Raw genomic sequence first — 14,005 nt, 5'->3', positions numbered from 1 at the left:
TGGCACGGCGATGACCGCTGACACCTCTCCCGACATGCGCCTGGAGCGCGCCCTGGCCTGCCTGTGCGGACTGTCCGTCGGTGACGCCCTGGGCTCCCAGTACTTCGTGCCCGTGAACTATCCGCTGCTGAAGCGCCGCGAGGTGCCGTCCGGGTTCTGGCAGTGGACCGACGACACGGAGATGGCCGGTTCCGTCGTCGCCGTGCTGGCCGCCCACCACCGCATCGACCAGGACGCTCTGGCCCGTTCCTTCGCCGAGCGCCATGACTTCGACCGGGGCTACGGCCCCGCGGTCAACCGCCTGCTGCGACTCGTCCGGGAGGGCGGCGACTGGCGCGAACTGGCCGCCGCGCTCTTCAACGGGCAGGGGTCCTGGGGCAACGGCGCCGCGATGCGTATCGCCCCGCTGGGCGCCTGGTACGCGGACGACCCGGAGCAGGCCACCCACCAGGCGGAGATCTCGGCGTACACCACCCACCAGCACCGCGAGGCCGTCGCCGGTGCCATGGCCGTCGCCGCGGCCGCCGCGTTCGTCGCCGCCCCCGGCGGGCCGCCCGATGCCGGCGCACTGCTCGACGGGGTCATCGACCTGGTGCCGAAGAGCGCGGTCGGCGCGGGGCTGCGCCGGGCCCGGGACATGCTCGACTACGGGGACGCGGCCACCGTCGCGGCGGTGCTGGGGTGCGGGCGGCGGACGACCGCCCACGACACCGTGCCCTTCGCCCTCTGGTCGGCCGCGAGGAACCTCGGCGACTTCGAGCAGGCGTTCTGGACGACCGCCCAGGTCGGCGGGGACGTCGACACGACCTGCGCCATCGTGGGCGGCGTGATCGCTTCGGATAAGGCGGGTGCGCCGCCCGCCGAGTGGGTGCAGCGGACGGAGCCGGTCCCGGACTGGGTGCCTGCGCGGCTCTAGCCGTTGGAACTCTCCGTACGCATCGAGGAATTCTCGGTGAACGGTTCTGATGATGGTGGCGCACAGGAAGACCTGACGCGGTTCTCTCCTGTCCGGTGCGTGCTTCGCTCAGCGATTCACGAAAGCGACGCGATACAGGTCGAGCGCTTCCGCGTCGCGATCTTCGAGGAGCTGTGGAGTCCGTCGGTAAGGGTGCCGCGTGACGTATCGAGCACTGGGCAGGGCGGTGCGAGGTGCGCCCGAGCGCGAGGAACGAGTTCGCCTTCGACGCCGTCCCGACGACGTTGACGTATCGCGGCAGGGTGTGCGGCCGCGAATGGGGGGACGGTCGAGCGGTGCCCGGTGGAGGCAGGCGGGGGTCGTTACGGCGCTGGGGCGGGGCGGGGTGTCGCGCGAGGTCCCGTGCGGCGTAATCTAGGGGCGCCATGCCGTACGAACCGCCTACTCACACCGTCGAGCGCTCCCTTCGAGCCACGACCGGAGCGAAGATCGTTGCAGGTGTCGACGAGGTGGGGCGCGGCGCCTGGGCCGGCCCGGTCACCGTCTGCGCGGCGATCACCGGACTGCGTCGGCCGCCCGAAGGCCTCACCGATTCGAAGCTGCTCACCATCAAGCGGCGCACCCAACTCGCTGAGGAACTGCGGAAGTGGGTGACGTCGTTCGCTCTGGGACACGCTTCCCCGGAGGAGATAGACGAATTGGGCATGACGGCCGCGCTGCGGCTGGCGGCGGGACGTGCCCTGGAGACCCTGCCGGTCCGCCCGGAGGCGGTCATCCTCGACGGCAAGCACGACTATCTCGGCGCCCCCTGGCGGGTCCGTACGGTGATCAAAGGCGACCAGTCCTGCGTGGCGGTAGCGGCGGCCTCGGTGATCGCCAAGGTCCAGCGTGACAAAATGATGGCCGAACTGGGTATCGAGCATGCAGACTTCGGTTTCGCGGACAACGCCGGGTATCCCTCACCCGTGCACAAGGCCGCACTCGCGGAGCGGGGCCCCACCCCCTACCACCGGTTGTCGTGGGCGTATCTTGATGCGCTGCCCCAGTGGCGGCACCTCAAGAAGGTCCGCAGCTGGACGGACGGAAGCGTTCCGGAAATCGAGGGTCAGCTCGGCTTCGATTTCTGAAGGTTTCGTTTCGCACACATGCGCCACCCGCTGACGCGGGCCGTACTAACGTTTGATAGATATCAACTCATGCCTCTCATTCCCGAGGAGCCTCAGATTCACGAGAGTGCCCAGGGTCCCCGCGCCACTCCGGCCACCGGCCGCACCGCGCCGACCCCACGTCCCGTACCCGGCCCCCGTCCCGCGGCTCCGTCGCGTCCCGGTCGTCCCGGCCCCCTGCGGCCCACGCCGCCGGTGCAGCGCACGGCGCGTGACACGGCCGCCAAGCCCGGTCCGTCGGGCCCCGCCGCTCCGGCCGCACCGCAGATCCAGCTGATCCCCGCTTCCGCCGAAGGCGCGCTGGACGCCGCCGAGGAAGCGGTGGACCTGCTCCTGGACTCCGGCCGCGCCCCCGGCGACGTCCTGGTGATCACGACCGGCGAGCAGCACCCGTGGGCCGCCCACGAGCTGTCCTTCGGCGAGACCTCCTACTGGGCCCAGCACGACGCCGGTGACGACGTCTTCTACGCGGACGCCACCGTCGCGGCCCGTGCGGCGTCGCGCCCTGTGGTCGTGGTCGCCGTGAACGGCGAGGCCGAGGCCCCAGCCGTGAGCGCCCTGTCGCTGGCCCACGCGCGTGCCACCGCCCTGCTGATCGTCTGTGGCGATCCGCAGCGGATCAACTCGGTGCTGGGCGCGGGCGTCTGAGCGGTGCCGTGGCGTCCGCCGGGCGCTGAAGGCGAGGCCGTGCGCCGCTTCGCTGTGCCGGGGTCGATCGCAGGCGCCGCTTCGGCAGCCGCGCACGGTGGGCGGTCCAGCCTGCCCTGAAGGCCTGATGCCGGGGCGGTGGACGGATCCTGACCTGCCGAAGGAGCGCCTTCTGCTGTGGGCGGCCAGTTGTATGTGGCCGCTTCCCGGGCAGCGTTGCCCAGGCCGGGCACGGCCCCGGAGCCGTGTGAACGGCCTGGCCGGGGCCTCAGCGTGCCGCAGCCGCGCGGCGCAGTATCTCGGAAGCTGCGCCACCGGTGCGCGGCAGCGGCGGCGGTGCCTCCGACGTGGCGAACGGCTCCGGCGCCGAGGCGGAGTGCGGGCGGCGTCCGCCGCGGCCCTCGCCCAGGACCTGCCAGCCGTCCCGGGTCAGCGTGATGTACGCACCGCAGCGCAACCCGTGCAGGGTGCAGGCGTCGCGCAGCCCCCACATCCACGCGCCGTCCTCCTCCGTCCAACGCGCGTCGCCCTCACGGCAGTAGAGCAGCACCGCGGTGCGCACCGGTGTGCGGCGCCGCAGATCGTGCGGTATGACCCGGCGCAGCTGCGCCAGCAGCACGTTGCGCGACATCCAGCCGTCGGCCGGGGCCTGCCTGCGGACGAACGAGGCGCTCGCCCGTAGCCGCTCATCGGGGTCGAGCACGGCGACGACAGCGGTCGCCGGCTGCGGGTGGTGCCGGGCGTGCAGTCCGCTGACGACCTCGCGGGGGTCGCGGAGCAGCGGGATGCCGGCGGCGGCCCACTCCGAGGGTTCGAGCAAGCGGTTGGCGGACGCGGTGGACGTCGACGCCGCTGCCGAGGCCGGAGCGAATCCGAAGGTCACGGTCCTCCCTTCGGCTACGCGCCCACACTGCGGGCGAGGTCGGATTCCTGGGAGCGCGCACCGCGGCAAAGCCCTACCGGATCGGCGGACATGCCTGCGGGGAGCGGACCTCAATTCTTCCTCTCGAACTTGGATGCGGCAACGAGCAATTGGAGCAGTCGACCGTTATCAGATGATGCGCCGCTAATATCCCTACCCCGTGCGTCGACAGGCCACCCGTGGGGCGTTCGAGCACGGCACGTTCGTACGTCAGGCGCAGGCGCAGGCGCAGGCGTGGTGTCGAGAGGTGTGCGCGAGCGATGAGCCGGCCGGTGCCTGGCCCATGGTGTGGCCAGGCCGGGAGATGGCGGCCAAAGTCTCGATGCGCCGGTCAGCCCTGAACGGCCAGCACCAGCGGCAACACCCCCTGCGCACCTGACCTTCGGAGCATGCGGGCCGCCACCGCCAGGGTCCAGCCGGTCTCCGTGTAGTCGTCCACGAGCAGCACCGGGCCCCCGGCCTCGGCGAGGGCGGTGGCCAGGGCGGGCGGCACGGTCAGGGCGCCGTCGAGCGCCTTCAGCCGCTGGGCGCTGTTGCTGCGCGAACCCGGACGCGCGTCGCCCGTGTACTCGACGGCGCCCAGTAGCGGCAGTCGGCCGACCTCCGCGATACGCGCTCCCAGGGAGCCGATCAACCGGGGGCGCGTGCGCGAGGCGACGGTGACGACGCCGACCGGGCGCGGCTGGGTGTCCGGCGAGCCCGCGGCCCAGCCGCCGGGGCCCTTGGCCCAGTCGGCCAGCACCCCCACCACAGCCTTCGCCACGTCGTCCGGGACGGGCCCGTCGGGAGCATGAGGGGCGAGCATGGGGCGCAGCCGGTTGCCCCAGCCGATGTCCGACAGGCGCCCCAGCGCGCGTCCCGGCGCGGCCTGTTCGCCGGCCGGAATACGTCCCTTGAGGTCCACTCCGATGGACGGCAGTCCCGTCGGCCACATCCGGCGCGGCTCCACCTCGACACCCGCCCGCCCCAGATCCACGCGTGCGGCGTCGAGCGCTTCCTCGGACGTGTCCGCGACGAAGCGGGGCCCCGCGCAGTTGTCGCAGCGACCGCAGGGCCTGGCGGCCTCGTCGTCCAGCTGCCGCTGCAGGAACTCCATCCGGCAGCCCGGGGCCGACGCGTACGCGCGCATCGCCTCCTGCTCGGCCTTGCGCTGGCGCGCCACCCAGGCATACCGCTCGGCGTCGTACGTCCACGGCTGCCCGGTGGCCACCCAGCTTCCTCTGACCCGCTTGACCGCCCCGTCCACGTCGAGGACCTTGAGCATGGTCTCCAGGCGGGAGCGGCGCAGCTCGACCAGGGGTTCCAGTGCGGGTAGCGAAAGGGGCTTCTCCGCGCGGGCGAGGAGGTCGAGCGTGCGGCGCACGAGGTCCTCCGCGGGGAAGGCGAGCGAGGCGAAGTACTCCCAGATCGCCTCGTCCTCCTTGCCGGGGAGCAGGAGCACCTCCGCGTGCTCGACACCGCGGCCGGCCCGGCCCACCTGCTGGTAGTAGGCGATGGGGGAGGAGGGAGATCCGAGGTGCACCACGAAGCCGAGGTCGGGCTTGTCGAAGCCCATGCCGAGAGCCGAGGTGGCGACCAGCGCCTTCACTTTGTTGGCGAGCAGGTCCTCCTCGGCCTGCTGGCGGTCGGCGTTCTCCGTCTTCCCCGTGTACGAGGCGACTGTGTGCCCGCGCTGCCGGAGGAAGGCGGTGACCTCCTCCGCGGCGGACACGGTGAGCGTGTAGATGATCCCGGAACCCGGCAGTTCGTCGAGGTGCTCGGCGAGCCACGCCATCCGGTGGGCCGCGTCCGGCAGCCGTAGCACGCTCAGGCTGAGGCTGTCCCGGTGCAGTGGACCCCTCAGTACGAGAGCGTCCGAGCCGCCGCCGGTGCCGAGCTGTTCGGCGACGTCGGCGGTCACGCGTGCGTTGGCGGTGGCGGTGGTCGCGAGTACCGGCACCCCGGGCGGAAGGTCGGCGAGCATGGTGCGCAGCCGTCGGTAGTCGGGACGGAAGTCGTGACCCCAGTCGGAGATGCAGTGGGCCTCGTCCACCACCAGGAGCCCGGTGGCGGCGGCGAGCCGCGGCAGCACCTGGTCCCGGAAGTCCGGGTTGTTGAGCCGCTCGGGGCTGACGAGCAGGACGTCGACGGCGCCCGAGGCGATCTCGTCCTGGACCGCCTCCCACTCCTCGGTGTTCGAGGAGTTGATGGTGCGGGCGTGGATGCCTGCCCGGGCCGCCGCCTCGACCTGGTTCCGCATGAGCGCGAGCAGCGGAGAGACGATCACTGTCGGGCCGCTGCCCTGCGCGCGCAGCAGCGAGGTCGCCACGAAGTAGACCGCGGACTTGCCCCAGCCCGTGCGCTGGACGACCAGGGCGCGGCGTCTGTCGGCGACCAGTGCCTCGATCGCCCGCCACTGGTCCTCGCGCAGCCGGGCCGTCCCTTGGATGTCCCCGACGAGACGGGCGAGGACCGCGTCGGCCGCCGCCCTGAGATCCGCGTTGCTCGTGTGCTCCATGCGTCCATACAACAGGACGGCACTGACAGTGCGAGCGGTGCACCGGGAGGGCGGACCCGGACCGCTTCCGAGTGATGTGTCCCTGATCAGACTTATCCACAGGCTCAAGCGGAGATCTGCATTCCGCGAGATCGTCTTCGCATGACGAACCACGGTGAAACGACCGGATCCCCCGAAAACGGCGACATCACCGGGCCCGAGGTGCCCGGCGAGCAGCACGACGGTGGGCGGGAGCAGCAGGGGCGCGGCCCGGGTGACAGGGCCGGGCATCATGCTCCCGGCCCCCTGTACGACGGCCACGGCGGCGACCACCAGGTAACCCTGCGCACTCCGGCCGAACTGGCCGACGCCCTGCCATATCTGCTCGGGTACCGGCCCGAGGACAGCATCGTCCTGGTCGCGCTGCACGACCAGGACGGGCGCGGGCGGTTCGGCGGCCGGGCCCGGCTCGGCATCCCCGCGAACGCGGACGACTGGCCGGCCGCGGCCCGGCAACTGGCCAACGGCCTGGTGAGAGGCGGCGAGCGCCGAGGGGCCCGGCCCGAGTCGATGGTCGCCTTCCTGTGCCAGGAACCGGAGCGGGGCCAGACGGGGCAGCAGGTCATGGAGCGGCTCAAGCCCCTGGCGCAAAGGCTGCGTGTGGAGTGCGGTTCGCTGGACGTGACGGTGGTCGAGGCCCTGTGCATCTCCGACGGCCGCTACTGGTCGTACTGCTGCGACAACGCCGCATGCTGCCCGTCCGAAGGAGCGAGCATGGGCCTGCCCGGCACATCGGTGCTGGCCGCCGCGGCCACCTACGCGGGAATCCAGGTCCGCGGCACCCTCCGGGAGCTCCGGGCCCGGCTGCTCCCGTGGGAGAACGCCGCCGCCCTCGAGCAGGAGGCCGCCCTGGACAGCGCCAGCCTGGCGCTGGTGCCCCGGATCCTGGACGAATCGGGGCGCGCCGGGGTGGCCGCCGAGACGCTGGAACTGGCCGCGCGGATCCTGGACCGCTTCGCACAGGCACTGCCCGCCTCCGGCACGCTCCTCGCGGACCTCCGCGACGACGGGCTTCTCGGGCATGACGAGGCAGCCCGGTTGATTCTCGGCCTCCAGGACCGCGAGACCCGTGACCGCGCGGCCCAGTGGATGGAGGGGGACGAGGCCGGGCGCGCGCTGCGCCTCTGGCGGTCGCTGGCCCGCCGTTGCGTCGGCCCCTACGGCGAGCACGCCGCAGCACCACTCACTCTCGCCGGCTGGGTCGCATGGTCCACCGGTGACGAACTGGAGGCCAGGGAAGCACTCGCCATGGCGCTGGGCGCAGACCCCGACTATCTCTTCGCCCGTCTTCTGCACCAGGCCTGCAACGAAGGTCTCGACCCGGAGTCGATCCGCAGCTGCTTGCGGGCTGAGCGCGAAGGCCGGGCGGACGGCTCGAAAGCCAGGGCAGACGGCTCGGCCGTGGCGGCGGACCGCTCCGTCGGCTTGGCGGATGGGCCCCTGGGCCAGGCGGACGGCGCTCTCGTTCGGAGGTGTGGCGCCACGAGCCGGACGGAGGACGCAGCCGCTCGGCCGCTCGGCATCGAGGCCGCCGCGACCGATACGGCCATGACCGGTGACCAGCCGGTGACCGAACCCACGACCACAGTGGTGTCCCCACGTCGTCGGCGCCGTCCCCGCTCCGTCGACACGGCCGGCGCGGCCCCGGGCCGTAGCCGCGCGGGAGACCGCGTTCCGACTACGCGGCGGGCCCCTCGGCGTAAGCCGCCGGGCGGCTCGCGACCTGCCGCTACCCCGGAAACCGGCACCGGGGCGCGTGCCTCACGGCAGGCGGCCATGCCGTGCGCAGACACCGGCCGGGATGTCGTGCGGCCCGGCCACAGCACTGAGAGGGACGAGTGAGAGCCGGCCTGGGAGCTTCAACGTGTGAGGGGCGCTCGAGGTACGGGCGTGACCCGGAAGAGCTCCACGCCGTTCACCTGAGTGGCGGAACGGCTGGACGGGCCGTGACGCCGCACCGCCCCTGCCACGCCCGGGCTCTGCGGCGCCCTCGCCGAACCCGATCGACGCGCACTCAGCGCAGAGGAAGCCTCTCCATGCATCAGCCGACTCCGCCGTCTACCTCTCTCTCGCCTCCCCTCGACCGCCGCTCACCGGTCGCGCCCCTGCCTCCCCCGGTCCCGGACTCGTGCCCACCGCCAGGCCTCGATCGCGCGTCCGCCCGTCGGGCGGGCCGACCCGGTAACCCCGGCTCCCGTTCGCGCTACGGCCCGCCGTCACCTGGCGCACACGCCTCAGCGCAGGGCCGGAGCCCCACTGTCCGGGACCGTGCCCCGTCCACCGCAGGCCCGGCGCCCGCGTCCCCCGCTCCTCCCAGGGGCGTCACCAGCCCGGGACCGCGCTGGTCCGCAGACCTGCCGCCCGCCCACGGAATGATCATCTGCGTCTCCCTCCCCGGCCTTGCCATCTCGACGGAGACGGGGCAGATGACCGGCCGGGGACTGGAGGGGTTCTACCGAGCCGGCCGACGCGTGCTCTCCCGGTGCCGGATCCGCGTGGCCGGACGGGAGCCCCTCGCTGTCCAGGCCCGGATGGCGGGGGCCGACCACGCCAGGTTCGTGGGCACGCTCCGTACGTCCCCACAGGCCGGGCCGGACCCCGACGTGGTCGTGGAACGCAACCGCTACGCGGACGGCACGGAGCGGATCACCCTGCACAGCGCGGCCTCCCGCCCGCTGCGCCTGCCGGTCGAAGTGTCCCTGGGTACGGACCTGGCCGACCTCGGGTCGATCGCCTCGGGAAACGCGGGGCCCGAAGTCGCCGCCACTGTCCACGCCTCGGGTTTGCGCTGGTCCTGTGCCACCGGCTGCACGTCCGTGACGGCCGAACCGCCTCCCTCGGACGCCCTGGCCTCGGCCGGGCTGCTGCGGTGGGAACTCGACCTGCCACCTGGCGGCAGCACGAGTCTCGAACTGCGGGTGCGGCCGGGCGGTGCCGGTCCCGTCCGGGCCGTGGGCCGCACGGCGGCAAGCCCCCTCGCCGCCGCGCGCGCGGAGGGCGATGATCCCAGAGTTTCCGGCCTCCTGCGGACGAGCATCGAGGACCTCCAGGCGCTCCTGCTGCGTGACTCCGCCAGCCCTGCCGACACCCACCTCGCGGCCGGGGCACCCTGGCGCTGCGCCCTGGCACCCGCCGACGCACTGGTGGCCGCTCGGATGGCCCTGCCACTCGGAACCGGTCTGGCAGCGGGGACGCTGCGGATCCTCGCCCGGACGCAGCTCAACGGCCCGGGACCGCGGTCCGGGACGATTCCCGGCCCGAGACGGGACGCCGGGCCCCACCTTCCGCCGCAATGCACCGGCACCGAGGCCACGCTGCTCTTTCCCGCCCTGCTCGCCGAGGCCCGCCGCTGGGGCCTGACCGAGCAGGAGACGGAGGAGCTGCTGCCCGCAGCCGAGCGCTGTCTGACCTGGCTGCGCACCACCGTGGGCGACGACACGTACCTGCGCGACCCGCACCCGGACGGTCCGGTGCGGTGCGAGATACAGGCCCACGCCCACCGGGCCGCGCTGCTCGGCGCCGATCTGCTCGATGCCTGCGGCCGTACGGGTGGTGGGGCACTCCGGCAGTGGGCACAGACCCTGCGGACCGCGTTCCGCAAGGACTTCTGGGTCGATGACCGCGGGGGCGGCCGACCCGCCGCGGCCCGAGCCCCGGACGGCACGGCCGTGCCTCATCTGGGCGCGGCCGCCGTCCACCTCCTCGACACCGGCCTGCTGGGCGGGGGCGCCCTGGCACCCGGTCTGCTCGACAAGGCGCAGGTCGAGAAGCTCGCCCGGCTGGTGGGCAGCCCCCTCATGGACTCGGGATGGGGCCTGCGCGGACTGGGTGTGAAGGAACCGGGATTCAACCCGTTCGGCCACCGCGCCGGGGCGGTACGTCCCCAGGAGACGGCACTCGCCGTCGCGGGCCTGGCCGCCACCGGTTACGAGAAGGAGGCGAGCTCGCTGCTGCGGGGCCTGCTCGGGGCGGCCGAGGCCTTCGCCTACCGGCTGCCCGAGATGTACGCGGGGGACCAGCGCACGGAGGGGAGTGCTCCCCTCCCGCACCCGGCGGCCTGCCGCCCCGCCGCCGCACCGGCGGCGGCCGGAATCCTGCTGCTGACCACACTCGCGGGCATCCGCCCCGACGCCCCGGCCGGAACGGTCACCCTGTGCCCCGTGCGCAGCGCACCCCTGGGCGAGATCGGCTTGACCGGTCTGCGGGTGGCGGGATCACCGTTCTCCGTGCGGGTGAGCCGGCTCGGGTTCGCCATGGTCGAGGAGGCGGCCGATGGCCTCCAACTGGGGGGATGAACCGGCGCGGGCGCCATCGCCGGACCACGGGGAACAGAGGGTGGAGTACGCAGCCGACCGAAGTGGATCAATGGCCGATGCGCGAGGCGAAGGGAGGGTTTATCGTCAGGCAGACGACTATGATCGCCGCATGCCCTACGACCCGTCAGCGTTTCCGCCCTTCGCCGTCACCGTGGACCTGGTCGTGCTGACCGTACGCCGTCACGCCCTGTGTGCGCTGGCGGTGCGCAGGGGCGAACCGCCGTTCCAGGGGCGTTGGGCGCTCCCCGGCGGTTTCGTGCGGGCTGACGAGGACCTGGCGCAGGCCGCTGCACGTGAGCTGGCCGAGGAGACCGGACTGCGCGTCCACGATCCGTCCGTGCCCGCCCAGGACAACGGCGCGCACCTGGAGCAGCTCGCCACCTACGGCGACCCCGAGCGGGACCCGAGGATGCGGGTCGTCAGCGTCGCCCACCTCGCCCTCGCTCCCGACCTGCCCGCACCCAGGGCGGGTGGCGACGCCAGCAACGCCCGGTGGGCCCCGGTCGAGGAACTGCTGCAGCAGGGCGGGTACGGGCGCGACGCGGAGCCGGTCGCGCCACTTGCCTTCGACCACGCGCAGATCCTTTCGGACGGCGTGGAACGCGCTCGATCCAAGATCGAGTACTCGTCGCTGGCCACGGCCTTCTGCCCGCCCGAGTTCACCGTGGGGGAACTGCGCCGGGTCTACGAGGCGGTGTGGGGTGTGGCGCTGGACCCTCGCAACTTCCACCGCAAGGTCACCGGTACACCGGGCTTCCTCGTGCCCACCGGCGGGACGACCACCCGCCAGGGCGGCCGCCCCGCTCAGCTCTTCCGTGCCGGCGGCGCGACCCTGCTCAACCCTCCGATGCTGCGCCCCGAAGTGTGATGCCGGGCCCTCGGACGTCACCGCCCGGGACATGGTGAAGGAGATCGCCGCAGCCGCGGAAGGCCTTGCGCTGCCCGAAAAACCGGACATACCGCGCTATCTTGCTGCGAGTGATCCAGGCCTTCGGATTGACCAGCAATCCCCGCAAGGAGCTTCCGCCCGCAGCTGACGACGTCTCCTTCGAGGCGCGAGCGGGCCGCGTCACCACGCTGCTCGGAGCACCGGGCGCCGGTAAGACGACGGTTCTCAGACTCATGCTCGAGCTGCAACAGGGCCGTGGCGTCACCTACTTCCGGGGCCGCCCCCTGCATCGCATCGCCCATCCGTCGCGCGAGGTGGGTGTGCTGCTGGGCGACGTGCCGGGGCACCCCGCCCGCACGGTGCGTGGTCATCTCCGCATGCTGTGCGCCGCGGCGGGGGTGTCCGTGCGGCGCGCCGACGAAGCTCTCGAGGCGGTGGGGCTCTTGAGTCTGCGCGACGAACGCCTGGGCGCCCTGTCGCGCGGCATGGACCGCCGTCTCGGCCTGGCCTGCGCCCTCCTCGCCGACCCGCACGCGCTTGTCCTCGACAACCCTGCTCACGGCCTCTCCGCCCGTGACGGCAACTGGCTGCACGGCATGCTGCGCGCCCATGCCGCCAAGGGCGGCACCGTCCTGATCACCACGGCCGATCCAAAAGAGGCCGCGCGCACCGCCGATCATGTCGTCACCCTGGAGCAGGGCAGGGTCGTCGCCGACCAGGAGGCCGCGGAGTTCTCGCGGACCCGCCTGCGCCCCCGGGTCGCCGTGCGCAGCCCGCACGCGGCCCGCCTGGCGGCCCTCCTGGCCAAGCATGCGCGTACCTCGCAGCGCTCCGTGGAAGTCGCACACGAGGGCGGCAACCGCCTCTCCGTCTACGGCAGTACGTGCGCGGACGTCGGCGAGATCGCGTTTCGCCACGGCGTCGTCGTCCACCAACTCGCCGACGAGGTCGGAGACATGGGACCCGGCGCCGGAGCGGCCATGGAAGGTGATCCTGACGGCTGCCGTGACGGGCGAGGTGCCGGGGCAGGGCAGGCGGCGGTCGAGTCGCATCAGGCCGGCGAGGGGCGAGAGGTCACCGAGAGCCGGGAGTGTGCCGACGCCGAGCCGGCGCAGGGCGCCGTCGTGGAGCGGAAGACCGTCGTGCCACGGCTCTTGGACGGAGTGCCGGAAGCACCCCTCGAAGCGTGCGCCGAGGCCACGGCGGCACCAGTGGGAGGCGCCGCCGAACCTCGGCCCACCGCCGGCCCGGGCCCCCTGGCCGAACGACGTCCCACCGCTGATACGTCCGAACCGCCCACCGGCGTACTTGCAGCGTCCACCGACGCGCTTGAACAGACCGCCGGCGTGCCTGACGCGACCGCCGACGCGCCTGCACAGACTGCTGACGCGTCTGAACCGCCCATCGACGCGCCTGAACCGCTCACCGACGTACCTGAACGGGCCGCCCGAGCGTCCGGCGACGCTGCGTCCGACTCGCCTGGACCGTCGTCCCACGTACCTACTTGGCCCGCCCCTGAGCCGGCGCCCTCCGCCGGGTGCGCGCGGCCCCCTGCCCCGCCGCATGAGCGCCCGTGCGTCCCCGCTGCCGGTCGTCCGCGGGGCGCCACTGCCGCTTCCCAGGCGGCCTCGGCCGCCTCTCCTCAACCGGCCGAGCCCGGCAAGGCCCGTCCGTCCTGCCGGGCTCGCACTCCTCGCACGCTCGACGCGCTGCCCGCTCTGCCGCCCCCCATCTCCGTCCGCCCGGCCCCCAGCCCCCTGCGCCCCCTGCGCTACGAGATCCGACGTGCCACGGGCATCGGCACCGGGTTCCTCACCGGGGCCGTCGTTCTCCTCGTGTCGGCTGTGACCGCCGTCGCTCTCGCCCGTATCGGGCACACCCCGCAGGCCCGCCTGCTCGCGGCATGGCCACGGGAACTGCCCCTGCCGCCCGCGGCGCTCGGCGCGGGCTTGCTCGGCGCGCTGGCCTTCGGCGACGAGTTCCGCCACCCCGCCCTGGCGGCGGATCGTGGCACCGTGCCCCGCCGGCTGGGGCTGCTGGCCGCCAAACTGCTCGTCGCCTCGGTCACCGCGGTGGTGCTGGCCGTTCTCACCGTCGGGTGCGACGCCGAAGTGCTCTACCTCGTCTACGGACCGGAACTCGCACGGGTGCCCGCGGACTGGCTCGCGCAGAGTACGAGCTGGGTCGGGCTCGTGGTGGGCTGCGCATGGGCCGGTGTGCTGGCCGCAGGCGTCTTCAGGTCCACGACGGCCGGACTCGCCGCCGTGGCCGCCGTGCCGCTCCTCGTCGTACCCGTGGTGCACGAGGTTCTGGCGGGGGCGTCCGTGCGAACCGCGGCGGGACTCCCCGTGCGGCTGCGAGAGGCCCTGCTGCCGCGGTGGCCCTTCGGGGGGGAGCGCTATCTGGAGGCCGCGTTCGGGGTGATCTCGCAACCTGTCGGTGGAGGACTGGCGTTGTCGCTGACCGCCCTGCTCAGCGCGTATCTGCTCACCACCCTGCGCAGCCGGTTCCGGTGACGACTGTCCGTAACGCTTCGTCCGGCCATGCCCACAACTCCCCGCAGAACGCCCATTTCTTTCCGATAAGGCGTCAATTGCGACGGGGTGAGCGAT

9 protein-coding genes are annotated in these 14,005 nt (G+C 73.0%); 7 read left to right on the top strand and 2 right to left on the bottom strand.

Features of this window, described 5'->3' with window-relative positions:
• Window positions 1–10: 10 nt before the first annotated feature.
• The 3 genes from IE212_RS17870 (at window position 11) to IE212_RS17860 (ending at window position 2,730) form a co-directional block, all read left to right on the top strand.
• A complete protein-coding gene (locus IE212_RS17870) occupies window positions 11–916 on the top strand; it encodes an ADP-ribosylglycohydrolase family protein (RefSeq protein ID WP_190198859.1) in 906 nt (301 codons plus the stop codon).
• A gap of 425 nt (window positions 917–1,341) precedes the next feature.
• The gene (gene rnhB / locus IE212_RS17865) at window positions 1,342–2,043 is read left to right on the top strand and encodes a ribonuclease HII (RefSeq protein WP_190198858.1); all 702 of its coding nucleotides are present in this window, start codon (window positions 1,342–1,344) and stop codon (window positions 2,041–2,043) included.
• A gap of 69 nt (window positions 2,044–2,112) precedes the next feature.
• On the top strand, window positions 2,113–2,730 hold the full coding sequence (locus IE212_RS17860; RefSeq protein WP_190198857.1) for a hypothetical protein: 618 nt from the start codon (window positions 2,113–2,115) through the stop codon (window positions 2,728–2,730).
• Between the two features lie 268 nt (window positions 2,731–2,998).
• Here IE212_RS17860 and IE212_RS17855 read toward each other — a convergent pair whose 3' ends face one another.
• Both IE212_RS17855 and IE212_RS17850 read right to left on the bottom strand, forming a co-directional pair.
• The gene (locus IE212_RS17855; protein WP_190198856.1) at window positions 2,999–3,613 is read right to left on the bottom strand and encodes a hypothetical protein; all 615 of its coding nucleotides are present in this window, start codon (window positions 3,611–3,613) and stop codon (window positions 2,999–3,001) included.
• A gap of 370 nt (window positions 3,614–3,983) precedes the next feature.
• Entirely contained in the window at window positions 3,984–6,149 is a 2,166-nt protein-coding gene (locus IE212_RS17850) for a RecQ family ATP-dependent DNA helicase (RefSeq protein WP_190198855.1), read from the bottom strand.
• Window positions 6,150–6,290: 141 nt separating this feature from the next.
• On the opposite strand from IE212_RS17850, the gene IE212_RS17845 reads away from it, so the two are divergent.
• The 4 genes from IE212_RS17845 to IE212_RS17830 all read left to right on the top strand — a co-directional run bounded on the left by IE212_RS17845 (window position 6,291) and on the right by IE212_RS17830 (window position 13,909).
• Complete coding sequence (locus IE212_RS17845; RefSeq protein ID WP_190198854.1) at window positions 6,291–8,030, top strand: DUF4192 domain-containing protein; 1,740 nt, start codon at window positions 6,291–6,293, stop codon at window positions 8,028–8,030.
• Between the two features lie 530 nt (window positions 8,031–8,560).
• Entirely contained in the window at window positions 8,561–10,483 is a 1,923-nt protein-coding gene (locus IE212_RS17840; RefSeq protein WP_190198853.1) for a glycogen debranching N-terminal domain-containing protein, read from the top strand.
• Window positions 10,484–10,613: 130 nt separating this feature from the next.
• Window positions 10,614–11,372, top strand: a complete 759-nt coding sequence (locus IE212_RS17835) for an NUDIX hydrolase (RefSeq protein ID WP_190198852.1) — start codon at window positions 10,614–10,616, stop codon at window positions 11,370–11,372.
• Between the two features lie 110 nt (window positions 11,373–11,482).
• Window positions 11,483–13,909, top strand: coding sequence for an ATP-binding cassette domain-containing protein (locus IE212_RS17830; protein WP_190198923.1), 2,427 nt, complete (start codon window positions 11,483–11,485; stop codon window positions 13,907–13,909).
• The last annotated feature ends 96 nt before the right edge of the window (window positions 13,910–14,005 follow it).

Source organism: Streptomyces djakartensis (assembly GCF_014651075.1).
Lineage (GTDB): Bacteria > Actinomycetota > Actinomycetes > Streptomycetales > Streptomycetaceae > Streptomyces > Streptomyces djakartensis.
This window is presented reverse-complemented; position numbering and strand designations above follow the sequence as displayed.

What these genes read in the sequence shown, in the direction of transcription:
- IE212_RS17845 (WP_190198854.1), top strand. Translation starts at nt 6,291, where the DNA reads ATGACGAACCACGGTGAAACGACCGGATCCCCCGAAAACGGCGACATC.
- IE212_RS17840 (WP_190198853.1), top strand. Translation starts at nt 8,561, where the DNA reads ATGATCATCTGCGTCTCCCTCCCCGGCCTTGCCATCTCGACGGAGACG.
- IE212_RS17835 (WP_190198852.1), top strand. Translation starts at nt 10,614, where the DNA reads ATGCCCTACGACCCGTCAGCGTTTCCGCCCTTCGCCGTCACCGTGGAC.
- rnhB (WP_190198858.1), top strand. Translation starts at nt 1,342, where the DNA reads ATGCCGTACGAACCGCCTACTCACACCGTCGAGCGCTCCCTTCGAGCC.
- IE212_RS17860 (WP_190198857.1), top strand. Translation starts at nt 2,113, where the DNA reads ATGCCTCTCATTCCCGAGGAGCCTCAGATTCACGAGAGTGCCCAGGGT.
- IE212_RS17850 (WP_190198855.1), bottom strand. Translation starts at nt 6,149, where the DNA reads ATGGAGCACACGAGCAACGCGGATCTCAGGGCGGCGGCCGACGCGGTC.
- IE212_RS17870 (WP_190198859.1), top strand. Translation starts at nt 11, where the DNA reads ATGACCGCTGACACCTCTCCCGACATGCGCCTGGAGCGCGCCCTGGCC.